This is a genomic window from Rhodococcus sp. ARC_M5, assembly GCF_022810405.1.
In the GTDB taxonomy this organism is placed as follows: Bacteria; Actinomycetota; Actinomycetes; order Mycobacteriales; family Mycobacteriaceae; genus Rhodococcoides; species Rhodococcoides navarretei.
In genome coordinates this window covers 350,352-373,737 of sequence record NZ_JALGQE010000004.1, presented here as the reverse complement: position 1 = coordinate 373,737, position 23,386 = coordinate 350,352, and the positions used below count along the sequence as shown (strand labels likewise).

Sequence of the window (23,386 nt, the reverse complement as noted above, 5' to 3'; positions counted from 1 at the left end):
GGACGAATCCCACCACTGCGCGGAGCGCACAGTACTGTTTCTCGAGTGACAGACGCTCACCAGGCATCGCGATGGTCCGCGATCTTTCGGCCCACGCCGGTTCGGGTCATGGCGTCCGGCTTTGCGCTCGCCATTGTCTTCGGGGCAGGCGTGCTGCTGATTCCGGGCTCCACCCAGTCGGGGAGTGAGGCCGGAGTACTGCAGGCGTTGTTCACGTCCACCTCGGCGGTCAGTCTGACGGGCCTGATCGTGGTGGACACCCCGGTGTACTGGTCGGGCTTCGGGCAAGGAGTGATACTCGGTCTGATCCAGATCGGTGGATTCGGCATCATGACGATCGCGTCGTTGGTCGGTTTGGTGCTCGCCGACCGAATTGGACTGCGTGGCAGACTCAATGCCGCTGCAGAGGTGCGTACCTCCGGGCTCGGCGACGTTCGCAGCGTTGTCATCGGAGTGTTCCGAACCAGCCTGCTGATCGAGACCGTCGTCGCGATCGCTCTCGCGCTCAGGTTCGCGATCGGGTACGGCGAAAGTCCCGGTCGGGCGATCTGGCTCGGTGTCTTCCATTCCGTGTCGGCGTTCAACAATGCCGGATTCGCTCTCTTCAGTGACAGCCTGATCGGATTCGCCACCGACCCGTGGATCTGTGTTCCAGTGATGGTCGCCGTCGTGCTGGGAGGCATCGGCTTTCCGGTTCTGTTCGAGCTGTTCCGGCACGTTCGGCGGGGTCGAGGTCGACAGAGATGGTCGCTGCACACCCGCCTGACGCTCTCGGTCACCGGCGTTCTACTCGTGGCGGGACCGGCGCTGATTCTGTTGCTCGAATGGGCCAGGACTCTGGGCGGCTACGGGATCTGGGACAAAATGCTCGTCGCCACTTTCGCGGGCGTCATGCCGCGCACCGCCGGGTTCAACAGCATCGACTACGCCGATGCCGACAACGCGACTCTGCTGGTCACCGACGTTCTCATGTTCATCGGTGGCGGCAGTGGCGGCACCGCAGGCGGCATCAAGGTCACCACGTTCGCCCTGTTGCTGTTCGTCATCCTCGCCGAAATTCGTGGCGATCGCGATGTGAGTATCTTCGATCGCAGAATCGATCCGCGCGTACAGCGCCAGGCGTTGACCGTGGCACTGATCGGCGTCGCGTTGGTCATGCTCCCGGTCGTCGCGTTGCTGGCGGGCACGGACTTCGACCTCGACGTCCTGCTGTTCGAGGTCGTCTCGGCCTTCGCCACCGTCGGTCTGTCCACCGGCATCACCGCGCAGTTGCCGGGGTGGGGTCAGGTGATTCTGATCGTTCTGATGTATCTGGGCCGCATCGGTTCCATCACCCTGGTCAGTGCCCTTGCTGCCCGCGACCGCGGTCGGCGTTACACGCTCCCCACCGAAAGGCCGTTCATTGGCTAGGAAACCGTCCTCCGAAGTCGTCGTCGTCCTCGGCCTCGGCCGATTCGGCAAATCGCTGGCACTGGAACTGATGGGCCAGGGTGTCGAAGTCCTCGGCATCGACACCGACGAGGCTGTGGTGCAACGTGTCTCGGACCGGCTCACGCACGCCGCAGTGGCCGACACCACCGACGAGGAGTCGTTGCGACAACTGTCGGTGCACGAGTACGACCGCGCAGTCGTGGGCATCGGATCCGATCTCGAGGCGAGTCTGTTGACCGCATCCGCGCTGATAAACCTGTCGGTGTCCCACATCTGGGCCAAGGCGATCAGCAACGCACACGCCAAGATCCTCACCCAGATCGGCGTGCACCATGTGGTCAGGCCCGAGCACGACATGGGCAAGCGCGTCGCCCACCTGGTCCGCGGCCGGATGATGGACTACATCGAATTCGACGACGGTTTCGCCATGATCAAGACCTCTCCACCCACCTCCATCATCGGAAAGAAGTTGGGCGAGAGCGGAATACGTACCAAGCATCGTGTCACCGTCGTCGCGGTCAAGCGTCAGGGTGAGGGATTCACCTACGCCACGGCCGACACGGTGATCGGCGCAGGCGATACCGTCATCGTCTCCGGTCAGGTTCGAGACGCCGAACGTTTCAGTGAGTCGACCTGAGTGATTCCAGCGTCGCGCGGGCTCCTCGCTCCTGCAGAGACGACAGCTGTTTCGTGTACTCGGCGACGAAGCGCTCGTTGTCGATCAGATCGCCGAACACTGAGCGGTTCGCGATGAACGCTGTGGGGTTCTCGCGCTGGCTCTGCGCGATCGGCACCAGCGAGTCCTTCAACTGATCGACGATCTCGATGGGCTCGCCGGCTTCGTCGACGGCCTCGGCGTAGCGAGCCCAACTGGCCACCACTGCGGTGGAGCGGGCGATCTCCCCGCCGGTCTCGAGGTTCTTGCGGATGACGGGTAAGAGCCACTTGGGAATTCGATCCGAGGACTCGGCGCACAGACGGGCGACGGTATCGCGGATTTCCGGGTTGGAGAACCGCTCGATCAACGTCTTCTTGTAGTCGGTCAGATCGATGCCGGGGACCGGCTGCAGCGTCGGGGTTGCCTCCTCGTCCATGTAGGCGAGCAGGAAGTCCGCGAACAGCGAATCCTGGCAGACCTCGTGGACGAGGCGATAGCCACTGAGGTAACCGAAGTACGCGAGCGCCTGATGGCTGGCATTGAGCAACCGCAGCTTCATCAGTTCGTACGGGGTGACATCCTCGACCACCTGAACGCCCACATCCTCCAGCGGCGGACGGCCGAGGGTGAACTTGTCCTCCAGCACCCACTGCGTGAACGGCTCGCCCGCGACGGGCCACTGGTCGTCGATCGCGTATCGCACCGAAAGCTGTTCGGTCACTTCCGGCGTCGTGACCGGTGTGATGCGATCGACCATCGAGTTGGGGAACGCCCCTTCGGCGTCGATCCAGTCGGCCAATGCCGGGTCCTTCAGGCGTGCGAACGTCGTGAACGTCGACTGTGCCATGTGGCCGTTGCCCTCGATGTTGTCACAGGACATGACAGTGAACGGCGTCATGCCACGTTCCTTGCGTCGGGCCAGCGCCTCGATGACGAGCCCGAATGTCGTTGCGGGTACTGCGCCGTCGGCCAGGTCGGCGACGATGGCCGGGTTGTCCGCGTCGAACTCGCCGGTGGTCGCCGAGAAGTTGTAGCCGCCCTCGGTGATGGTGAGCGAGACGATCTTGGTCGTGTCGGCGGCCATCTTCTCGATCACGGCCTCGGCGTCGTCCGGTGCGAAGAGGTACTCGACGATGGATCCGATGACGCGGGTGTCCCACGTGCCGTCGGAATGCTTGAGCGCCAGCGTGTACAGGCAGTCCTGTGCCTGCATGACGTCGTGCATTCTCCGGTCTCCTGGCATCACCCCGACTCCGCAGATTCCCCAGTCCAGTGCCTGCCCCTGCTGCAACAGGCGGTCGACATACATTGCCTGGTGGGCGCGATGGAAGCCACCGACACCGAAATGCACGATGCCCACCGTCACTTCGGATCGGTCGTACGTCGGAACTGCGACGTCCTCGATGAAGTCGGCGAGGTTCTGCGAGTTCAGCTTCATGCGTTCGTCTCCTTCGAAAGTCCTGGAATGACTACGGCTTTGATGCTTCCGGGTTGCCTGTCGGCGTTCAATGCATCCTCCACGCCGTCGAGTCCGAACCTCGCCGTCACCATAGCGTCGAGATCCACCATGCCCGACGCGACCAGCTCGCGTGCGATCGGCCATGTGTTGGCATAGCGAAAGACGCCGGTGAGCAGCAACTCTCGGTTCTGGATCACCGAGATCGGCAGTGGGTAGTCCGATCCGCCCATGCCGACGAGGACGACAGTGCCTGCGGGTCGGACCGCATGAATGCCGTCGATCACGGCTCGGGCCGCACCGGAGGCGTCGATGAAGGCGTCGACCGTCACGGCACGCACGTCCTCGGCGGCGGGGTCGATCACCCGCGTCGCACCGAATTTCTCTGCGTTGCCGCGGCGGGAGGCGTCGATATCGGTGACGATGACCTCGGTGGCACCGAATGCGCGCGCGACCTGCGCAGTGACGAGACCGACGGGACCCGCTCCTGCGATGAGCACGCTCGAACCGGCGGAGATGCGTGCCTTCTGGGCCGACGCGATGCCCACCGACAGGGGTTCGAAGAGGGCGGCTGCCTCGTCGGAGATGTCGTCGGGGACGTCGTGCGCGAAGGTCGATTGGATCAGCACGTACTCCGCGAGCGCTCCGTCGATGGGCGGCGTCGCGAAGAATTCCATGGCCGGGCACAGGTTGTAGCGACCTGCACGGGATTGTGCGCTGGTGGGATCGGGGCGCTGCGGCTCGATGGACACTCGCTGTCCGATGCGGGTGTCGGAGACTTCGGTGCCCACGGCCACGATGACGCCCGCCGCCTCGTGTCCGAGTACGAGGGGGCCGTCGACCACGTAGTCGCCGATGCGTCCCTCGCGGTAGTAATGCGCGTCGGAACCGCACACTCCGACTGCCGTGACCTGCACGAGGACCTCGTCGTGCGCGGGCGTGGGGACGGGCCGTTCGGCGAGTCGTATGTGCTGCACTCCGGTCAGGACGCTGACCTGCATGGACTGTGGCACGGGTCGCTGTGTGCGAGGGGGTGTTGTGTAGATCACACCTTAATGTTAGCTTAGTGAGCAGATGAACACGAGTTGAGCATCTGCTCACAACTTGGGGAGGCGACATGGATGGATCGAGATCCGATCCAGCGGGGTCACAGGCTCCGCGGTCCGGAGAGGACCTCCGCCTGGCTCTGCGTGCCGCGACCATGTACCACCTCGAAGGCGCGACTCAGGCCGAGATCGCCGTGAAGCTCGGCGTCTCGCGGCCGACCGCAGGACGGTTGGTGGCTCGCGCTCGCACCCAGGGGCTCGTGACGATCGAGATCAACGTCCCCGACGATCTGCAGGGCACCGTGCATGCGGACGTCGAGCGCGAGCTCGAAGCGAAGTTCGGACTCACCGAGGTGCTGGTCGTGTCGGACGTCATCGACGGCACGGACACCGGCTACGGGTCCCTGGGTCGTGCGGCAGCGACGTTGCTTTCCCGTCGCCTCAAGGATCGTGATGTCCTCGGCTTCACATGGGGACCCGAGACGGTGGCGGTGGCGAGCTCGCTGAAGACCCGATCCACCAAATGTGCTGCGGTAGTGCAACTCGACGGTTCCATCACCTCGGCCGACTATCAGACCGGTGTCGAGTACACACTCGGACGGTGCGCTGCGTATCTGCAGGCGACACCCATCAGGCTCAACGCGCCGCTGTACGCCGATCAGGCGACTGTCGTTGCGTTGGAGCAGGATTCCGTGATCTCTCGCGCCCTCAAAGCCGGGACCGATGCCGATGTGATGATGTACGGCATCGGTCCCGTTTCCACGTCCACCACGTTGTTCGAGGGCAGCTTCATCGACCTCGATGTGCTCGACGAACTGCGCAGACTCGGCGCGGTCGGTGAGATCGGAGGCCGGTTCTACGACGCCGACGGCAACGACACCGGAGGGTCGCTCCCCGGCCGCACCGTGTCGGTGGGACTCGACGCCATCAGGGCGTGCGACCGGGCCGTGCTGGTCACCGGCGGAAAACGAAAACACGAAGCGCTGCTCGGTGCGCTTCGCGGTGGACTGGCATCGATCCTGGTCACCGACATCGACAGCGCGCGTTGGCTCGTCGATACATCCACATCAGCGTCGAATGGAAAGGTATCTCAGTGAAAGCTCTACCGAAAGTGGTTGTCGCGACCTCGCTCGCGACGACCTTGGTGCTGTCCGGATGTGCCGGTGCCGGCTCGTTCGGCGGTGACGGTGACGGTACGACGATCACCGTCGCGATCGTCTCGAATTCGCAGATGTCCGATGCCATTTCGCTCGCTCCGGAGTTCGAGGCGGAGAACCCGGGCATCAATCTGAAGTTCGTGTCGTTGTCGGAGAACGAGGCGCGCGCGAAGATCACGGCCTCGGTGGCAACCGGCGGCGGTGAGTTCGACGTGGTGATGATCAGCAACTTCGAGACCCCGCAGTGGGCCGAGAACGGTTGGCTCACCAATCTTTCCGAGTACGCGGACGCCACGCCGGGGTACGACGAGGACGATTTCATTCCGACGTTGAAGGAATCGCTGTCGTACGAGGGCAGCATGTACTCCGTGCCGTTCTACGGTGAGTCGTCGTTCCTGATGTACCGCAAGGACCTGATGGAGCAGGCCGGTATCGACATGCCGGCCGAGCCCACCTGGCAGCAGGTGGCCGATGCCGCTGCTGCACTCGACAGCCCCGGCCTGTCCGGAATCTGCCTGCGCGGCAAGCCCGGCTGGGGTGAGGTGCTCGCTCCGCTGAACACGGTCATCAACGCGTTCGGTGGCCGCTGGTACGACGAGAACTGGAACGCTCAGCTGAACAGTCCCGAGGTCGTCGACGCCGTGGAGTTCTACGTCGACACCGTGCGCGAGCACGGTCAGGCCGGTGCGGCCACCAGTGGCTTCAGTGAGTGCGGAACGCAACTGTCACAGGGCAATACAGCGATGTGGTACGACGCCACCTCGGCCGTCTCGGTCCTCGAGGACCCGTCGTCGAGCAACGTCGTCGGGCAGATCGGTTACGCCAAGGCCCCGTCGGCGGCCAAGGGCGACAACGGCTGGCTGTACTCCTGGGCACTGGGAATCCCCAAGACCAGCGAGGCCCCCGACGAGGCGTGGAAGTTCGTCTCGTGGATGACCAGCAAGGAGTACCTGAACAAGGTCGGTAACGAACTCGGTTGGGAGCGTGTACCTCCCGGAAGCCGTCTGTCGACCTACGAGATTCCCGAGTACGCAGAGGCGTCGGCCGCCTACGGTCAGCTGACTCTCGACTCCATCGACAGCGCCGACCCGAACAACCCCACCGTGGATCCGGTTCCGTACACCGGAGTCCAATTTCTGACCATTCCCGAGTTCCAGGATCTCGGTACCCGGGTCAGCCAACAGATCAGCGCCGCGATCGCAGGACAGATCAGCGTCCAGGAGGCGCTCGACCAATCGCAGCAATACGCCGAAGTGGTCGGCAGGACGTATCAGGAGGACCAGGGATGACCACCACCGAAGAACGGACGGCTCCGACCGAACCGGAGAAGTTCGTACCGCGACCGAGAACGATCTCCAAGGCCGAGGGCTGGCGTCGACGCGGCCCGCTGTTGCCGGCGTTGGTGTTCGCCATCATCGTCACGCAGATCCCGTTCCTGTTCACGCTGTACTACTCGACGCAGTCCTGGAACCTCGTTCGTCCGGGTTCGCGTGAGTTCAACGGTCTGAACAACTACATCGACGTGTTCCGCGACAGTCAGTTCCGCGAGGTCGCGATGAACACCGTGATCATGATCGTGGGAACGGTGATCATCTCGGTGATCCTCGGTCTGGCCCTCGCGTTGCTGCTCGATCGAAAGTTCATCGGACGCAGTCTGATCCGTACGTTGTTGATCACCCCGTTCCTCGTCACCCCGGTGGCCGGTGCGCTGATCTGGAAGACGACGATGTTCGATCCCGTCTTCGGTCTGATCAACTTCGCCCTGAGCCCGTTCGGTGTCGGTGAGATCGACTGGGTCTCGCGGTTCCCCCTGGCTGCGGTCATGACGAACCTGGTGTGGCAGTGGACGCCGTTCATGATGCTGCTGATTCTGGCCGGGCTGCAGTCCATGCCCAAGGACATCGCCGAGGCCGCACGCGTGGACGGAGCGGGCCCGTTCAAGCTCTTCCGTGAGCTGACGTTGCCGCACCTGCGCCGGTTCATCGAACTGGGCACGGTTCTCGGTGCGATCTACCTCGTCAACACCTTCGACGCCGTCTACATGATGACCTCCGGTGGACCGGGAGTCGCGTCGGCCAATCTGCCGTTCTACATCTACCAACGTGCCTTCCTCGGCTTCGACATCGGTCAGGCCGCGGCCATGGGCGTCGTCACCGTGGTGGCAACCATCATCCTCAGCACTCTGGCGCTGAGACTGATCTTCAAGAGCTTCAGCGCAAACGAGGAGGCGGCGTGATGAGCACGGCAACCACGAGCAAGAAGAAGGCCGTCGCGCAGACCTCGGACGGGCAGGAGATTCGTAAGAAGAGCAAGTGGGGACCGGGCACGATCTGGTCCTTCGTTGCCTGGGTGGCCGGTATCGCCTTCTTCTTCCCCGTGCTCTGGATGGTGATCACCGGCTTCAAGCAGGAGGCCGACGCCTACTCCAACCCGCCGAAGCTGCTCTTCACCCCTACCCTCGATCAGTATCGAGGCGTCCTCGAGAGCGGCATCGGCACCACCCTGCTGAACTCGGCGTTCGCGACGATCGTCTCGACGATTCTCGTTCTGCTACTGGGTGTTCCGGCGGCGTTCGCGCTGTCGCTGCGACCGGTCAAGAAGACCCAGGACGTGCTGTTCTTCTTCATCTCGACCAAGATGCTGCCCGTCGTCGCTGTCATCGTGCCGCTGTACGTCATCGTCGGTGACATCGGCATGCTGGACAACATCTGGGCGCTGGTGGTCCTCTACACCGCGATGAATCTACCGATCGCGGTGTGGATGATGCGTTCGTTCTTCATGGAAGTACCGTCGGAACTGCTCGAGGCCGCCAGCATGGACGGTGCATCGCTGTGGACCTCGGTGCGTGAGGTGATTCTGCCGCTCGTCTCTCCCGGCATCGCGGCGACGTCGTTGATCTGCGTGATCTTCTCGTGGAACGAGTTCTTCTTCGCCGTCAACCTCACTGCTGTTCAGGCTCAGACGATTCCGGTGTACCTCGTCGGATTCATCACCGGCCAGGGCCTGTACTGGGCTCAGCTGTCCGCCGCTGCGACGTTCGCAGCACTCCCCGTCGTCCTTGCCGGATGGTTCGCGCAGAACAAGCTCGTGCGCGGCCTGTCCTTCGGCGCCATCAAATAGGAGAAAGTCTCATGGCTGCAATCACGTACAAGAAGGCATCCTGCGTCTACGAAGGTGCCGATTCGCTCGCCGTCGATTCCCTCGACCTCGAGATCGAGGACGGCGAGTTCGTCGTCCTGGTCGGACCGTCCGGCTCCGGCAAGTCCACGGCCCTTCGTATGCTCGCCGGTCTCGAGGAGATCGACGGTGGCGCAATCGAAATCGGTGGCAAGAACATGGTGGGCGTTCCGTCCAAGGACCGCGACATCGCCATGGTCTTCCAGAACTACGCGCTCTACCCCAACAAGACCGTCGGAGAGAACATGGGCTTCGCGCTCAAGATGCGCGGGGTCTCGCTCGAAGAGCGGACGAAGAAGGTGGCCGAGGCGGCGAAGGTTCTCGACCTCACCGAGTACCTGGACCGCAAGCCCGGCAAGCTCTCGGGCGGCCAGCGTCAGCGAGTTGCCATGGGCCGCGCCATCGTTCGTGAGCCGCAGGTGTTCTGCATGGACGAGCCGTTGTCCAACCTCGACGCCAAGCTACGGGTGCAAACGCGTACGCAGATCGCGGCGTTGCAGCGCAGGCTCGGCACCACGACCGTCTATGTCACCCACGATCAGGTCGAGGCCATGACGATGGGCGATCGTGTCGCAGTCCTTCGTGGTGGCAAGCTGCAGCAGTTCGCCTCTCCCACAGACCTGTACGACAACCCGGTCAACGCGTTCGTCGCAGGATTCATCGGCTCGCCGGCGATGAACCTGATGACGGTGCCCATCGGCTCGGGCGGCGTCCAGATCGGCAAGTTCCTGCTCCCGCTCGAGCGCGACGAGCTGACCAAGCTCGCGAGCCTGGGCATCGACGAGGTCACCATCGGAATGCGGCCCGAGAACCTCGGCATCGTCCACGGCGGCGGCGAGGGCTTCGAGGGCAAGGTCGATCTCATCGAGGAGCTGGGCAGTGAGTCCTACGTCTACGCGCACCTCGACGACCCGAAGGTCAAGGGACTCGACGGGGGACCCGTGTCGTTGGTTGCGCGTTCGGCCGTGCGCGCTCCGGCGAAGATCGGCGAGAGCATCGGCCTGACGCGCCTCGACGGAGCAATCCACCTCTTCCACCCCGAGTCGGGGGAGCGCATCTAACGCGGTCGGTACGCGGCTTTTCGTGCCAGGATCAGTGCCGTCAGGAGGGCGGCACCCCAGAGCAGGAAGATGCCGTCGAAGAACAGGTGTCCGTACTTGACGCTTCGATTCTCGTCCGAGGCGATCAGGCCGATCACCGCGCCGATGAACGACGCTCCGCCCCACAGGATCAGCAGCACAGAGCCGGGCCAGGATATGCCGAGAATCAACGACGGCAGCCGGGTCCGGTTCTGTGCTGCCAGGCGCGGCCGGTTCAGGTAGGCGAGGGCAGGAAGAATTGCCGCTGCGAGTTTGACCAGTGTGAGCACCAGCAGCGCCGTTCGCGCTGTCTGCGGTTCGGTGTCCACCCACTCTGTGGCGAAGGAGCCGACGGTATCGAGCATCCACCGCCCACCCGCGGCCCAATAGCCGGAAAACGCGGCGTGAACTATCCCCAGTGCACATGCGATCGCGAAGAATCTGATGGCCACGGTGATGGAGGCTAGCCGAGTTGTCACCCCCGTTCAGGGGTAGCGAGGGATTGTTCATCTCCCCTACCGTGGCGGTGATGGGCATCACAGGCTACGGAGGAAACATGGCCGAATCGGCGTACACGGCATTCAGGGACGCTCGCGATCTACTGCTCGACACGTACGGTGAGTACGACCGAGCTGTATCGACTTTCGAGTGGCCGTCGTTCGGTGAGACGTTCAACTGGGCGATCGATTGGTTCGATGCGATCGCACGAGGCAACGACGGGACTGCGCTGTGGATCGTCGAGGAGGACGGTCGCGAGGCCAAGTACAGCTTCGACGACATCGCGCGTCGCTCCGATCAGGTGGCTCGGTGGCTCGAGCAACTGGGCATCGGCCGCGGCGACTCGGTGATCCTGATGCTGGGCAATCAGGTGGAACTGTGGGAGGCGATGCTCGCGGTGATGAAGCTGGGCGCGGTCCTGATGCCGACCACCACGGCCATCGGATCCGCAGACCTGACCGATCGCGTGGTACGCGGCAATGCGCGTGCCGTGATCGTGAACCCCTCGGACACCGGCAAATTCGACGACGTCCCCGGTGACTACCTGCGCATCGCAACCTCCGCGCACGACAGCTGGCTCGATTACTCCGATGCTCGTTCTGTGGAGGCCCGGCCGTTCGAGTCCGTCACTGCGCCGGACGACCGCCTGCTGATGTACTTCACCTCCGGCACCACCAGCAAGCCCAAGCTCGTCGAGCACACTCAGATCTCCTATCCCGTGGGGCATCTGAGCACGATGTACTTCCTGGGGCTGCGGCCTGGTGACGTGCACCTGAACATCAGCTCGCCTGGGTGGGCCAAGCACGCGTGGAGTTGCTTCTTCGCGCCGTGGATCGCCGAAGCGACCATCTTCATCTACAACTACGGCAAATTCGACGCGAAAGCACTGCTCAAGCAGATCCGGCGGGCCGAGGTGACCACGTTCTGCGCACCGCCGACGGTGTGGCGCATGCTGATTCAGGCCGATCTCGCCGGTGGCGGTGGTTCCCTACGCGAGGCCATCGGCGCGGGTGAGCCGCTCAACCCCGAGGTGATCTCCACGGTGCAGCGGGAGTGGGGTCTGAACATTCGCGACGGATTCGGGCAGACGGAAACCACTGCGCTGGTGGCCAATACGCCCGGTGCGGTACTCAAGTCCGGTTCGATGGGGAGGCCGCTGCCGGGTGTACCGGTGGTGATCGTCGACCCCACCACCGGCGAACTCGCCGACGAGGGCGAGATCTGCCTCGACCTGGCGCAGAATCCGTTCAACCTGATGACCGGCTACCTCGGAGATCCCGAACGCAATGCTGCCGTCATGGCCGACGGCTACTACCACACCGGCGACGTCGCATCACGGGACTCCGAGGGCTACATCACCTACGTCGGCCGCACCGACGACGTGTTCAAGGCCTCGGATTACAAGATCTCCCCGTTCGAGCTCGAAAGCGTACTCATCGAACACCCCGCCGTGGCCGAGGCCGCGGTGGTTCCGGCCCCGGACGAGACGCGACTTGCCGTTCCCAAGGCGTATGTGGCATTGGCGTCGGGCTGGGAACCCAACGAGGCCACGGCGTTCGAGATCCTCAAGTACGCCCGCGAGCACCTGGCCCCGTTCCTGCGGGTGCGGCGAATCGAGTTCTTCGAGCTACCGAAAACCATCTCGGGCAAGATCCGCCGAGTGGAGTTGCGCGCTCGCGAGGACGCAGCCGTGGGTCCACTGGACACCGAGTGGCGTGACGATCAGTTCCCTGCGCTGAAGAGGTGATGTGGCTGTCCACTATTTGCTGTGGGAGGCGGGATTCCGATTCTGGAGGCGAATAGTGGACACTCAGGTCAGTTGGTGCGGGCGCGCAGGGTTTCGCTTGCCGTAGGTGATGTGGCTGTCCACTATTTGCTGTGGGAGGCGGCATCCCGATTCTCGAGGCGAATAATGGGCGCTGAGGTCAGTTGCTCCAGAACCGTTCGAGGTGTTCGAGCACCTCTGCGGACGCCGCCATCGTCGTCGCGTGGTCGAAGCCGCGAATGACATGCAATTCGGAGTTCGGCACCAGAGCGGCGGCGGCCCGTGTGTCGTCGAGCCTGGTGCCGTCCTGGCTGCCGACGTAGAACAGAGACGGCTGGGTGAACTGCTGCAGCGCCTCGTCCGGTAGGCCGGGATCGGCGTCGGACGCTCGAATGTACGCGGCTATGGCTCGAGCGTCGTTGGCGGAGAACACCGCTCGCGTTCCGGCGTCGATGGGGAACATGCGGTGGCTGCTCCATGCCTCGAGAAAGCCGTCCATGCCGCGCTGCTCCAACACATCTGCGCACCCGGGAAAGAAGAGGCGGTCGAACGCGCCGGCCTGAGCGCCGTGACTACCGCCGCCGACGGCCAGTGATCGCACTCGCTCGGGCCTCGCCGCGGTCAACGCCAAGCCCGCCCGGGCCCCGAACGAATACCCCAGATAGTCGACGGCGTCGACACCCACTGCGTCGAGCACCGCCGTCAGATCGCCGACGATGTTACCCATTGCGTAGGCGTCGGGAGAATGCGGCTTCTCGCTGCGGCCGTGACCGCGACTGTCGATCAGAATCAACTGCCGACTGCCACGTAGCGCCTTCACATAGCCGAACGTCCGCCAGATCGTGTGCGTCAGAAAACTGCCGTGCACCATCAACAACGGCGGCCCGGACCCCACCACCGTGTACGCGATCCGTGTTCCATCATCTGCATTCGAGGCGTACTCCACCCCGCGATTCTTGCCTTTGAAGTCCACTCAACGTGACATTGACCCCCACACTGCGCCTGTGGGTCGTTCCGCAGGCTCCACTCCCGTCCACCAAATGTCACATTGAGTCCCTACGGGTGGGCGCTTCTTCGGCGGATTCGGCGGTCGGGGTGAGGTCGATGATGCGGGTGGGGGCGATGGCGTCGAGGAACGGTCGATCGTGGCTCGCGATGATCAGCGCACCCTCGAATGTCCCGAGCGCGTCGATGAGGTGTTGTCGGCTGGTGATGTCGAGATTGTTGGTGGGTTCGTCGAGCATCAGTAGTTTCGGGGCAGGGTCGGCCAGCAGAATTCGTGCCAGTGCCGCCCGTAGTCGTTCGCCACCGGAGAGGGTGGCGACGACGGCGTCGGCGTCGGATCCGCGGAACAGGAAGCGCGCGAGTTGTCCCCGGATCTGTTCGGCGGTGGCGTGTGGTGCAACGTCGGATACGTTCTCGGCGACGGTGCGAGCTTCGTCGAAGACGTCGAGTCGCTGCGGCAGATACTTCCACGGCACCTCTGCCCCGGTGGCGTCCAAGGCCCGCAACAGGGTGGTCTTGCCGCTACCGTTCGGTCCGATCAGTGCGATGCGTTCGGGACCCACGATGTTTATGTCGTCGTGAGCCAGAACCACCTGTCCGGGATGAACTTTCGTTGCCGGGAGGTCGACGCGAATCTCGCGGTCGTCGCGCAGGAGATCCTCGGCGGCCGACAGTGATGATCGGGCGTCGTCGACGCGGTCGCTGTGGGTTCCGCGAAGTTTGCCGGCTGATTCCTGGGCGGCCCGCTTGCGTCGGCCTGCAAGGATCGGAGGCACGCGCTTCTGCTCTTCCATCTTCTTGCCGAAGCGCAGGCGTCTGTCGAGTTTGATCTGTGTGTCGATCAATTCGCGTTCCTGCTTGCGGACGTCGTTCTTGGCGTCGCGGATAGTTGCCCGTGCCGCCTCCTGTTCTGCGTCGACCACCGAGCGATAGTGCTGATAGTTGCCGCCGAACATGCGCAGCCGCGAGACTCCGCGACGCTCGGCCCGGACCTCGGCGATGGTGTCGACGCGTTCGAGCAGCTCGAGATCGTGAGTACACACGATCAGCACACCCGTGTAGCCGTCGACCGCCGTGTACAAGCGTTCTCGCGCAACCTGATCGAGGTTGTTGGTGGGCTCGTCCAGCAGCAGTACGTCGGGCTCGGCCAGTAACTCTGCCGTGAGAGCGAGCAGCATGGTCTCGCCGCCCGACAGGGTGCCGACCCGTCGATCGAGGTCATCGAGAGAGCCGACGATGCCGCCGAGTCCGAGCTTGCTCAGCAGTGCCAGAGCGCGTTCCTCGACGTCCCAGGCGGACCCGACCATCGCGAAGTCGTCCTCGGTGGAATCCCCGGATTCGATGCGGTGCAGTGCTTTTCGCACAGAATCGATCGCCAGGACCCGATCCACGGGCAGGTCGGGGTCCAGGGCGACGTCCTGACGCAGGTACCCCAAGACGCCCGGTATCGAGATGGACCCTCGTTGCGGTGTCGACTCCCCGGCGAGCAATCGCAGGAGCGTCGACTTCCCGGCACCGTTGGATCCGATGAGACCTGTTGTGCCGCTGGGAAAGATGGCCGACAAGGCGTCGAACACGGGGTCGCCGTCGGGCCAAGAGAACGTCAGGTTCGAGACAGAAAGGGAGGATGAATGAGGCATGGGCGCTCCAAAGGTGTGCATGCGGACGATCTGCAGGCGTCTAGAACCTCTGGAAGAGCAATGGCCTCTCCGAATCTGTGGGCAACAAGGCGAGAATCACGCTAGCCCCGAACCCGACGAGCGCGCAAGCGAATTACACCGTGGGGCCCTTCTTGCGCAGTTCGTCGACCGTCTCCATGGCTCCGCGCAGTTCGTCGAGCCACTCCTGTGTGTGTTCACCGACCAGCTTGACGGCCCAGGCGAGGGCGTCGGCGCGAGACCGGGCCACGCCGGCGTCGACGAGGGTGTCCAGGACGCGACGCTCGGGCTGACGTAGGCGGGTCATGACCGGTACCGCGAGGTGGGTGAACAGGACCGTTTCGGATCCGGTTCTCACTCCCCAGGCGACCTTGCGTCCGTACCGCTTCTCGGCCTCGTCGGCGATGTGCATGCGGTCGCCGCGGGTCGTTTCCCGGAACCGCGCGATACGGCCCTCGGTGGCTGCGGGTGAACTGTCCTGCTCTACGGGCAGTGTCCCGACGACGACGATCTCCTCTCGATCGACCTCGACGGAGGCGGCACCGTCGAACCAGGTGTCCGGGAGTCGGCCACCGAACCAGTCGGCTGCGTCGGTGGCGTTCGGAATGTCTGCGTGCTGCCAGCCGCCGGGGCGACCGAACGAGCGTCCGTTGGGTTTCATGTGGGCTCCCGAGATTGTGGTTGTAAGACTGATTACATAATTACACCCAATTTCAGGATCGTGCCACCAGAGTTTCGCGGAGGCGCTGGGGCATGATCGACTCCGTGCGCACTTCGAGAAGACCGACGACTCTGGCCGTGATCGTGTCCGTATCGGCGTTGGTGCTTGCCGCCTGCGGTCAGAGTGGTCCGGATCAGCCGCAGACGGTCGCCGAGCAGTTCGCGGCCGCGGTGAACAGCTCGAACATCGATCAGGCGGCTGCGTTGACCACCGATCCGGCGGGTGCGACGGCAGCGCTCACCGCGTTGTACGACGGTTTGTCCGGCGGCGGAACGGTCACGGCAACTCCCGATTTCGAGGCCGTCGACCCCAACGAGGACGCCGGTTCGTTCACGTTGAATGCCGACTGGCGCTTCTCGACGACCACCGACGGCACCGCCGAACCCGACGGTGAGCCGAAGGAGTGGAGCTACACCACCTCGGCGTCCGCGACGGAGACCGAGCAGGGATGGAAAATCGCGTGGGATCCGGCGATGTTGGCACCGGGGCTGACGGCCGACTCGTCGGTGCGCTTCACGCCGACCGACGCACTCGTCGCACCGCGCATCTTCGACGGCAACGGCGTCGAGCTCATGTCGCAGCAGGTGGTCACCCTCGTCAACGTCGATGCGACAGCGGATCCGGCAGCGGTCGCGAACCTCGTCGGATCCGTCGTTCCGGGCATCACAGCAGAGTCGGTCGCGGCGACTGTTGCTGGCGCGCAGGGTAATTCAGCGACAGTCGTCACTCTCCGTCAGGCGGATATCGATCCCATCGGTGCCCAGCTCGCGACCGTCCCCGGAGTCACGCTGGCTCCGCAGACGCGACTGCTCGCCACCGACCGCAACCTCGTCTCGCCGGTCCTCAGCGACCTGACGACGCTGTGGGAGCAGGAGCAGGCGGCCAATCGTGGGTGGGCCGTGCAGGCCGTAGCCGCCGACGGCACCATCACTCCGCTTGCCGGACGCGATGCCGGAACCGGCGACGACATTGCGACCACCCTGGACTCGGCTCTGCAGCTCAAAGCCGAGAATGCCCTCGCGTCGCTGCCGCAGCAGGCTGCGATCGTCGCGCTTCGGCCGTCGACGGGGGCGGTTCTCGCCGTGGCGCAGAATGCCGCCGCGGACGCCGAGGGTCCGATCGCGCTGACCGGTCTGTACCCGCCGGGGTCGACGTTCAAGACGGTGACGACCTCGGCTGCACTGCAGTCCGGTGCCGTCACTCCCGATACCGTGCTGGCGTGCCCGGCGACCGAGAACATCGAGGGCAGGCAGATCCCGAACGACGACAACTTCGATCTCGGTGAGGTGCCGCTGCACACCGCCTTTGCCAAGTCGTGCAACACGACGATGGGCCGCCTCGGCGTGGCACTCCCGCCGAACGGACTGACCGACGCGGCCGCGCAGTACGGCCTCGGCGTCGACTACGTCACCCCCGGGCTGACGACGGTCACCGGTTCGGTGCCGTCGGCCGACACCCCGGCGCAGCGCGTCGAATCCGCCATCGGTCAGGGGCAGGTGACCGCGTCGCCGTTCGGAATGGCGATGGTCGCGTCGTCGATCGCGAACAACGGTTTGCTCCCACCGACGGTTGTCGCAGGTGAGCCCGGCGTGGGAAACATGCAGCCGGCAGCGGTGAATGCACAGGTCACCGAGGAGGTCAAAGCCATGATGCGCGAGACCATCACCGGCGGCACGGCTACGGCGCTCAACGACATCCCCGGGTTGCTGGGCAAGACCGGCACCGCTGAGTTCGGTGCGAACAACGAGGGCGCTCACGGCTGGTTCGTCGGGATTTCCGGTGATCTTGCGTTCGCGGTCTTCGTGAACAACGCGGGCAGCTCTACGCCGGCCATCGAGGCTGCGGGACGTTTCCTGAGGTGAACAGCCTCAGGTAAACAGACCACGCCGTATCCCAATCGTGACCGGCTCGTATGAATCCCGTGCTTGTTACTCGTGTGACTACAGTGAATATTGTGACTCATGAGTTCTATGAGTCGTGCCCGTCGTGGCCCGCGCAAGGTCCGCGGTCGCTACCTCGTCGCCGTTGCAGCATCGGCGACGTTGACGGTTTCGGCAGTGTTCTGGATGGTCGATCGCCCGCCGAGCGAGGCCGAGGTGCTGGTCTCGAAGTTCGTCGATGCTCTGGACAACCGAGACGTCGCGACGGCTGCTGCGATGACGACCTACCCGAACGCCGCGACGGCTGCGCTGAACCAGATGTTCGACGGCTTGTCGGCCGGCGGCACGTCCACCGGTGATTTCGATCTGACCCAGTACATGGACCTCTCCGACGAGAGTGGCTTCTTCACTCTCGCGTCCGCGTGGAACTTCGGTGAGGGCAAGGACTGGAAGTACAGCGCACAGGGCTCGACCAAGAAGCTCAGCGTCGGCTGGCGCATCGCGTGGGATCCGGCCACCCTCGTCCCCGACCTCACCTCGGGGGGATCTGTTCGCTACACCCGCACCGACGCCGCGCCGCCGCTGATCTTCGACGCCGCGAACAACGTGCTGATGAGCGAGCGAACCATCAACGCCATTACCCTCGACCCGGCGCAGATGAGCGATCCGGCGGCGTCCACCGCACAACTCGCGGACGTCATCGACGTTGTCGCACCGCTCATCACCTCCGAATCGATGCTGGCAGAGTTGAATTCGTCCGGCGGTGCGCCGATCACGGCAGTGACTCTGCGCGACGACGACTTCGCCGTCCTCGAAGACGACCTGCGAGCCGTGCCGGGAGTGGTGGTTTCTCCGCAACCCAAGCTCATCGTCGACGACCGTCGGATCACCTCACCCGTGCTCGACTCCCTGCGCAGCGCCTGGCAGGCCGGACGCGACGCCACCGCAGGCTGGGCCGTCGACACCTACACCGTCGACGGCACCGGCGAACGCCGCGTCGGATTCCAAGGACCCGGCGGACCGGACCTGCACGCGACGCTCGATCCGCGCGTCCAGCTGGCAGCCGAGAACGCAGTTGTCATGGCGGGGTCGTCGGCGTCGATCGTCGCACTGTCCACCTCGACCGGAGCGATTCTCGCTGCGGCACAGAACAGTTACGCGAACGAGCAGGGCGACGTCGTGTTCGGGGGCTCCTACCCGGCCGGCACCGCGTCCGAGTTGGTGAGAGCAGTGCAGTCCGATCGCGGTGACGCCAGCGCCGAGGACGCGGCTGCGGGGCTCGGTCTCGGAATCAGCTACTCGATGCCCGGGCTCGATGCCTACACCGGTACTCCCGCCGACAGTCGCAGCGCGATCGACGGCATCAGGACCGTGTCCACGTCCTCCGGGGACGAGGCGACGGTGACGCCGTTCGGACTCGCGCAGATGGCGGCCGCGATCTCGCGGGGCAGCGCTCCGATTCCGACGATCGTCGCCGGTCAGACCGCCGTCGCGAATCGCGAGTCCGAGGCCATCGGCTCGGATGCGGCAAATCGATTGCGCGGCATACTCGCCGACTCGTCGAGGAGCAGCGGCCTCGATACGTTCGACGGTGTGCAGGGATTCGCCGGGGAAAGTGCCGACGATCGGTTCGTTCTCGCCACCAGTGGTGACGTCGCCTTCGCGGTGTACATCGAGGACGCAGACGGTGGGGATCAGGCAGTGCGGATGACGAGCCGGTTGCTGCAGGAGATGGCCAACCCCGTCGAGTGATGTGGACCAGATAGTTAGGCACGGTAGTTTTGTTCGGTGACTGTGCTCGATTTCGGACTTCTGGTGGTGGCCGGGTTCTTCGCTGGGCTCATCGGGTTCGTCACCGGGCTCGCGTCGCTGGTGTCCTATCCGGCTCTGCTGGCGGTGGGTCTACCTGCGGTGTCCGCGAACGTGACGAACACGGTCGCGTTGGTCGCCGCCGGTGTGGGCGCGACGGCGAGTTCCTCGGCCGAGCTGGCCAAGGACGGCAAGCAGTTGGTTCGGTACGCGATCTATTCCGCGCTGGGCGGTAGCACCGGCGCCGTTCTGTTGCTCGTCACCCCGGACGGTTCGTTCGAGGCGGTTGTCCCGTTCCTGGTGGCGATGGCAGCCATTGCGCTCCTGCTGCAGCCGAGCATTCGAAAGCTGTCCGGAGACAAGCAGTTTCCGACGCTATATCCCCTGGCATTGTTCGCCGTCGCGATCTACGGCGGCTATTTCGGTGCCGGAGCAGGCGTCATATTTCTAGCGCTGGCGTTGATTTGCACCGCGGATACCTTCTGGCGCGCAAGCGTTCTGAAGAGCTTCTTCCTCGGTATCGCCAATCTCATTGCTGCCATAATCTTTTCGTTCTCCGGCCAGGTGAACTGGTGGGCCGCGCTTGCCCTGGCGATCGGGTGTTTCGTCGGCGGCGCGTGCGGGCCGCCGACGGTGAAGGTGATCTCGCCGATCGTGTTGCGCATCGGCGTCGGGATTCTGGGTCTCGGTCTCGCCGGGTGGCTGGGCTACCAGGCCTTCGGCTGACGGTGCAGGTGCTCTGACCGTCCACTATTTTGGCAGGGAGGCGCGATCCCGCTTCTGGACCGGAATAGTGGACACTCAGGTCACCTGTTCGCTACTTGCTCGACGGTGCGCCGAGGGTGATCAGCTCCGGTGCCGCAGGGGCTCCGCAACAACCGCCGGTCGACGGGGCGTCGGGCTCGTCGAACAGGCCTGCGCCACCGCAGACGCCGGTGTCGGGAAGCGTGAGCTCCACCTTTCGCGCGCCCTCGTGATCGCCTGCGAGTTCGGCGGCGATGCTGCGAACCTGCTCGTATCCGGTCATCGCCAGGAATGTCGGTGCACGGCCGTAGCTCTTCATGCCCACCAGGTACAGGCCCGGTTCGGGCTGGGTGAGTTCCTCGACGCCGTGCGGGGACACCGATCCGCACGAGTGCATGTTGGGGTCCACCAACTCGGCGACGAATCTCGGTGCCTGCAGGGTGGGGTCGAGGTCGAGGCGAACTTCCGACAGCCAGGACAGTTCCGGGCGGAAGCCGGTGAGTGCGACGATGCGATCGACGTTCTCGATGCGAGTCCCGGTGTCGCCGACCAGTGACAGTCGATCACCCTCCGCCGCTACGGTTTCGGTGCGGAAGCCCGAGACCACAGTGAGGAAGCCGTCGTCGACGGCCTTCTTGGCGCGTTGGCCCAGAGCGCCGCGGGCGGCGAGTTCATCGGCTTCGCCGCCGCCGAAGACCTCCGCGGTGACGCCTCGGCGCACGGCCCAGGTGAGCGTCGTACCGGGCTCGTCCGCGGCCAGTTCGGCGAAAGTGATGATCGCGGTCAGAGCGGAGTGACCGCTGCCGGCGATGACGATGTGCTTGCCTGCGAAGGTGGATCGAACGTCCGGATCGGTCAGGTCGGGCACCCGGTAGACGATCCGATCTGAGGCGACCTTCTCACCGATGGCCGGAAGACCCTCGCTGCCCAGTGGATTCGGTGATCCCCAGGTGCCGGATGCGTCGACGACGGCGCGGGCGAGGATGCGTTCCTCGCTGCCGTCGGAGTGGCGGATGTGCACCGACAGCGGTTCGGTGTCGCGGCCGGCGTCGACCACGCGGTCGCGTCCGTGGCGAGCGACGCCGACCACCTCGGAGTCGGTTCGGACGGCATCGCCGAGAACGGCGGCGAGGGGCGCGAGGTACTGCTCCACCCATTCGCGTCCGGTGGCGTAGGTGTCGCCGTCCGGCGCGGTCCAACCGGTGGGTTCGAGCAGTCGGGCAGCAGCGGGGTCGACGACCTCGGACCACGGGGAGAACAGCCGAACGTGATTCCACTCGGACACTGCCGATCCGGCCGACGGTCCGCGTTCGAGAACGACTACGTCGGAACCGGTTTCGGTCAGATGCGCCGCGGCGGCCAGGCCGATGGGCCCTGCGCCGACCACCACTACGGGGTATGTCTTCATGGCTGATCTACCTTTCTTCTTCGAATGACAGTGTCCACGGCTGCACGCGCTGTGCGGCCGACACCGATGAGCGTTGCCGACGCCGGGCCGGTCCAGTCGCCGTAGCCGAGAAACAGCAGGGTCGACTCGTCTCGAACATGGTTGCCGTCCAGCACGATTCCCGACCCGTCGGTGTGCAGGTGCAACGGTTGCAGATGCCGCAGAGCAGGGCGGAAACCGGTGCACCACACGATCGCATCCAGCGTCTCTGTCGTGTGCCCGTCCGTCACGCCGTCGGCTGTGATTGCGGTGAACATCGGCCGAGCATGCAGAACTCCGCGATCGCGCGCGTCTCGCACCGGCGGGACCATGACGATGTCTCCCAGGCCTGCGACCCCGCCGGTATCGGTGTCACCTGCGGCCAGCGCTCGGGCGCGGTCGCTGGCGACATCGAACAGCACTCGGCCGTCGACATCGTCGGGTAGAAACCTGGGCTCGCGGTTGGTGAACCACGCGGTGTCGGCGACGGTGGAGATCTCGGCCAGGATCTGCGCGGCCGAGTTGCCGCCGCCCACAATCCCTACTCGCTTGCCTACGAACTTGTCCGGTGTTCGGTAGTCGGCAGCATGCAGTTGCGATCCCACGAACTGCCGCATCCCGGGGTAGCTGGGCCAGAACGGTCGCGACCACGTCCCGGTGGCATTGATGACCGTTGTGGCGCAATACGAGTCACCGTCCGTATCGACGCGATAGCCTTCGGTCGTACGATGCACCGACTTCACGTCGACGGGCCTGCGCACCGGCAACTCGTACATCTTCTCGTATGCCCGCAGGTAGTCCACGACGTGCGAAGCCGGAGGAAACCCGTTGGGCCACACAGGCATCGGCCAACCGGGGAGTCGTGAATGCTCGGCCGGCGAGAACAGGTGCAGCGACGGCCAGTAGTCCTGCCAGGAGCCGCCGGCATGCGTCTGGTTGTCGAGTATGACGAAGTCCAGCCCGGCTCGTCGCAGGTAGTAGCCGGCGGCCAGTCCTGCTTGACCGCCGCCGATCACCACCACCTCCGATGTCATGCGAGTCAACCGTCGGTGCCGCGCAGTCGGGATGCGAGTTCCTCGACACGAGCGGCGATGTCGTCGCGCACCAGACGCATCCGTTCGATTCCGTCGATACCACGTTCGGACGGCTCGTCGGTATTCCAGTTCTCGAACGTCGGACCGTCGATGGGATCGACCGTCGCCTCGCTTCCGAGGGTGATCACGTAGTCGATGCGAGACAACAGCTCCGGGTCGATCGGTTTCGGCTGTTCACCGGAGAGGTCGACGCCGACTTCGAGGAGTGCCTCGGCCGATAGGGCATTGACCGTTCCGCTCGGCTTCGTTCCCGCCGAGTGCACCTCCACCGAATCGCCGACGGTCTTGCGCATCAGACCGGCCGCCATCTGAGACTTGCCGCCGTTCTTGACGCAGACGAACAGCACGCTCGGTGTCGTCATGACGCCGAACTCTGCTTCGCCGGAACCAGTTCGGCGATCAATTCTTCGATTCGACTCTTGATCTCGTCTCGGATCGGACGAACTGCCTCGACGCCTTTGCCTGCCGGGTCGGCCAGTGCCCAATCGCGGTAGCTCACTCCGGGGAACACCGGGCACGCGTCCCCGCAGCCCATGGTGATCACGACATCGGACGTCTCGACGGCCTCCGGGGTCAGAATCTTCGGGGACTGCGACGAGATGTCGATACCGAGTTCGGCCATGGCCTCGACTGCTGCGGAGTTGATGATGTCCGCGGGAGCGCTACCGGCAGAACGCACCTCGACGGTGTCGCCGGCAAGATGAGTGAGAAATCCGGCGGCCATCTGAGAGCGGCCGGCGTTGTGGACACAGACGAACAGAACACTGGGGGTGTCGGACATG

At 64.5% G+C, this 23,386-nt stretch carries 21 protein-coding genes; 11 read left to right on the top strand and 10 right to left on the bottom strand.

Going from position 1 to position 23,386, the window contains the following annotated elements; genetic code table 11:
• The first annotated feature begins 108 nt into the window (after positions 1–108).
• A complete protein-coding gene (locus MTX34_RS09250) occupies positions 109–1,410 on the top strand; it encodes a TrkH family potassium uptake protein (protein WP_243609225.1) in 1,302 nt (433 codons plus the stop codon).
• On the top strand, positions 1,403–2,068 hold the full coding sequence (locus tag MTX34_RS09245) for a TrkA family potassium uptake protein (RefSeq protein ID WP_243595253.1): 666 nt from the start codon (positions 1,403–1,405) through the stop codon (positions 2,066–2,068). The genes MTX34_RS09250 and MTX34_RS09245 overlap by 8 nt, the downstream gene beginning before the upstream one ends.
• On the opposite strand, the gene MTX34_RS09240 is transcribed toward MTX34_RS09245, so the two are convergent.
• Together MTX34_RS09240 and MTX34_RS09235 are read right to left on the bottom strand one after the other, a co-directional pair.
• On the bottom strand, positions 2,052–3,527 hold the full coding sequence (locus MTX34_RS09240; protein ID WP_243609192.1) for a mannitol dehydrogenase family protein: 1,476 nt from the start codon (positions 3,525–3,527) through the stop codon (positions 2,052–2,054). The two genes, MTX34_RS09245 and MTX34_RS09240, sit on opposite strands and share 17 nt — an antisense overlap.
• A complete protein-coding gene (locus tag MTX34_RS09235) occupies positions 3,524–4,546 on the bottom strand; it encodes an NAD(P)-dependent alcohol dehydrogenase (RefSeq protein WP_243609224.1) in 1,023 nt (340 codons plus the stop codon). Before MTX34_RS09235 ends, MTX34_RS09240 begins: the two co-directional genes overlap by 4 nt.
• A gap of 116 nt (positions 4,547–4,662) precedes the next feature.
• On the opposite strand from MTX34_RS09235, the gene MTX34_RS09230 reads away from it, so the two are divergent.
• From MTX34_RS09230 to MTX34_RS09210, 5 genes are read left to right on the top strand one after another with little or no spacing between them, the layout of a single operon-like run.
• Positions 4,663–5,688: a sugar-binding transcriptional regulator gene (locus MTX34_RS09230; protein WP_243609191.1), complete on the top strand. Its 1,026-nt coding sequence runs from the start codon at positions 4,663–4,665 to the stop codon at positions 5,686–5,688.
• A 14-nt stretch (positions 5,689–5,702) separates the two neighbouring features.
• Positions 5,703–7,037, top strand: a complete 1,335-nt coding sequence (locus MTX34_RS09225) for a sugar ABC transporter substrate-binding protein (protein ID WP_243609223.1) — start codon at positions 5,703–5,705, stop codon at positions 7,035–7,037.
• Complete coding sequence (locus MTX34_RS09220; RefSeq protein ID WP_243595250.1) at positions 7,034–7,984, top strand: carbohydrate ABC transporter permease; 951 nt, start codon at positions 7,034–7,036, stop codon at positions 7,982–7,984. The genes MTX34_RS09225 and MTX34_RS09220 overlap by 4 nt, the downstream gene beginning before the upstream one ends.
• Entirely contained in the window at positions 7,984–8,868 is an 885-nt protein-coding gene (locus MTX34_RS09215; RefSeq protein ID WP_243595249.1) for a carbohydrate ABC transporter permease, read from the top strand. Before MTX34_RS09220 ends, MTX34_RS09215 begins: the two co-directional genes overlap by 1 nt.
• An 11-nt stretch (positions 8,869–8,879) precedes the next feature.
• Entirely contained in the window at positions 8,880–9,986 is a 1,107-nt protein-coding gene (locus tag MTX34_RS09210) for an ABC transporter ATP-binding protein (protein WP_243595248.1), read from the top strand.
• Here MTX34_RS09210 and MTX34_RS09205 read toward each other — a convergent pair.
• The gene (locus tag MTX34_RS09205) at positions 9,983–10,456 is read right to left on the bottom strand and encodes a DUF3995 domain-containing protein (protein WP_243609190.1); all 474 of its coding nucleotides are present in this window, start codon (positions 10,454–10,456) and stop codon (positions 9,983–9,985) included. The two genes, MTX34_RS09210 and MTX34_RS09205, sit on opposite strands and share 4 nt — an antisense overlap.
• A gap of 104 nt (positions 10,457–10,560) precedes the next feature.
• Between MTX34_RS09205 and MTX34_RS09200 the strand changes: the two genes are divergently transcribed.
• On the top strand, positions 10,561–12,249 hold the full coding sequence (locus MTX34_RS09200) for an AMP-binding protein (protein WP_243609222.1): 1,689 nt from the start codon (positions 10,561–10,563) through the stop codon (positions 12,247–12,249).
• A 178-nt stretch (positions 12,250–12,427) separates the two neighbouring features.
• Here MTX34_RS09200 and MTX34_RS09195 read toward each other — a convergent pair whose 3' ends face one another.
• The 3 genes from MTX34_RS09195 to MTX34_RS09185 form a co-directional block, all read right to left on the bottom strand.
• Positions 12,428–13,240 carry an alpha/beta fold hydrolase gene (locus MTX34_RS09195; protein ID WP_374639196.1) on the bottom strand — a complete coding sequence of 271 codons (813 nt, stop codon included), beginning with the start codon at positions 13,238–13,240 and terminating at the stop codon, positions 12,428–12,430.
• A gap of 70 nt (positions 13,241–13,310) precedes the next feature.
• Entirely contained in the window at positions 13,311–14,912 is a 1,602-nt protein-coding gene (locus MTX34_RS09190; protein ID WP_243609189.1) for an ABC-F family ATP-binding cassette domain-containing protein, read from the bottom strand.
• Positions 14,913–15,045: 133 nt separating this feature from the next.
• A complete protein-coding gene (locus MTX34_RS09185; RefSeq protein ID WP_243609188.1) occupies positions 15,046–15,591 on the bottom strand; it encodes a hypothetical protein in 546 nt (181 codons plus the stop codon).
• A 92-nt stretch (positions 15,592–15,683) separates the two neighbouring features.
• Here MTX34_RS09185 and MTX34_RS09180 point away from each other — a divergent pair, with 92 nt between their 5' ends.
• The 3 genes from MTX34_RS09180 to MTX34_RS09170 all read left to right on the top strand — a co-directional run bounded on the left by MTX34_RS09180 (position 15,684) and on the right by MTX34_RS09170 (position 20,066).
• On the top strand, positions 15,684–17,513 hold the full coding sequence (locus MTX34_RS09180) for a penicillin-binding transpeptidase domain-containing protein (RefSeq protein WP_243609187.1): 1,830 nt from the start codon (positions 15,684–15,686) through the stop codon (positions 17,511–17,513).
• A gap of 108 nt (positions 17,514–17,621) precedes the next feature.
• Positions 17,622–19,283, top strand: a complete 1,662-nt coding sequence (locus MTX34_RS09175) for an NTF2-like N-terminal transpeptidase domain-containing protein (RefSeq protein WP_243609220.1) — start codon at positions 17,622–17,624, stop codon at positions 19,281–19,283.
• A gap of 36 nt (positions 19,284–19,319) precedes the next feature.
• Entirely contained in the window at positions 19,320–20,066 is a 747-nt protein-coding gene (locus tag MTX34_RS09170; RefSeq protein ID WP_243595243.1) for a sulfite exporter TauE/SafE family protein, read from the top strand.
• Between the two features lie 91 nt (positions 20,067–20,157).
• On the opposite strand, the gene MTX34_RS09165 is transcribed toward MTX34_RS09170, so the two are convergent.
• The 4 genes from MTX34_RS09165 to MTX34_RS09150 are packed head-to-tail and all read right to left on the bottom strand — an operon-like array spanning position 20,158 to position 23,385.
• Positions 20,158–21,588, bottom strand: coding sequence for an FAD-dependent oxidoreductase (locus MTX34_RS09165; RefSeq protein ID WP_374639218.1), 1,431 nt, complete (start codon positions 21,586–21,588; stop codon positions 20,158–20,160).
• Positions 21,489–22,544, bottom strand: coding sequence for an ArsO family NAD(P)H-dependent flavin-containing monooxygenase (locus MTX34_RS09160; protein ID WP_243609185.1), 1,056 nt, complete (start codon positions 22,542–22,544; stop codon positions 21,489–21,491). The genes MTX34_RS09165 and MTX34_RS09160 overlap by 100 nt, the downstream gene beginning before the upstream one ends.
• 5 nt (positions 22,545–22,549) lie before the next feature.
• Positions 22,550–22,966, bottom strand: a complete 417-nt coding sequence (locus tag MTX34_RS09155; protein ID WP_243609184.1) for a low molecular weight phosphatase family protein — start codon at positions 22,964–22,966, stop codon at positions 22,550–22,552.
• Positions 22,963–23,385 (bottom strand): arsenate reductase ArsC, encoded by a 423-nt coding sequence (locus MTX34_RS09150; RefSeq protein WP_243609183.1) that lies wholly within the window; start codon positions 23,383–23,385, stop codon positions 22,963–22,965. The genes MTX34_RS09155 and MTX34_RS09150 overlap by 4 nt, the downstream gene beginning before the upstream one ends.
• Position 23,386 lies beyond the last annotated feature (1 nt).

Bases quoted from the DNA above. Each gene is read 5' to 3' on its own strand.
- MTX34_RS09210 (WP_243595248.1), top strand. From the start codon at position 8,880: ATGGCTGCAATCACGTACAAGAAGGCATCCTGCGTCTACGAAGGTGCC.
- MTX34_RS09240 (WP_243609192.1), bottom strand. From the start codon at position 3,527: ATGAAGCTGAACTCGCAGAACCTCGCCGACTTCATCGAGGACGTCGCA.
- MTX34_RS09200 (WP_243609222.1), top strand. From the start codon at position 10,561: ATGGCCGAATCGGCGTACACGGCATTCAGGGACGCTCGCGATCTACTG.
- MTX34_RS09235 (WP_243609224.1), bottom strand. From the start codon at position 4,546: ATGCAGGTCAGCGTCCTGACCGGAGTGCAGCACATACGACTCGCCGAA.
- MTX34_RS09250 (WP_243609225.1), top strand. From the start codon at position 109: ATGGCGTCCGGCTTTGCGCTCGCCATTGTCTTCGGGGCAGGCGTGCTG.
- MTX34_RS09155 (WP_243609184.1), bottom strand. From the start codon at position 22,966: ATGACGACACCGAGCGTGCTGTTCGTCTGCGTCAAGAACGGCGGCAAG.
- MTX34_RS09190 (WP_243609189.1), bottom strand. From the start codon at position 14,912: ATGCCTCATTCATCCTCCCTTTCTGTCTCGAACCTGACGTTCTCTTGG.
- MTX34_RS09230 (WP_243609191.1), top strand. From the start codon at position 4,663: ATGGATGGATCGAGATCCGATCCAGCGGGGTCACAGGCTCCGCGGTCC.
- MTX34_RS09175 (WP_243609220.1), top strand. From the start codon at position 17,622: ATGAGTCGTGCCCGTCGTGGCCCGCGCAAGGTCCGCGGTCGCTACCTC.
- MTX34_RS09215 (WP_243595249.1), top strand. From the start codon at position 7,984: ATGAGCACGGCAACCACGAGCAAGAAGAAGGCCGTCGCGCAGACCTCG.
- MTX34_RS09180 (WP_243609187.1), top strand. From the start codon at position 15,684: ATGATCGACTCCGTGCGCACTTCGAGAAGACCGACGACTCTGGCCGTG.
- MTX34_RS09220 (WP_243595250.1), top strand. From the start codon at position 7,034: ATGACCACCACCGAAGAACGGACGGCTCCGACCGAACCGGAGAAGTTC.
- MTX34_RS09150 (WP_243609183.1), bottom strand. From the start codon at position 23,385: ATGTCCGACACCCCCAGTGTTCTGTTCGTCTGTGTCCACAACGCCGGC.
- MTX34_RS09185 (WP_243609188.1), bottom strand. From the start codon at position 15,591: ATGAAACCCAACGGACGCTCGTTCGGTCGCCCCGGCGGCTGGCAGCAC.
- MTX34_RS09160 (WP_243609185.1), bottom strand. From the start codon at position 22,544: ATGACATCGGAGGTGGTGGTGATCGGCGGCGGTCAAGCAGGACTGGCC.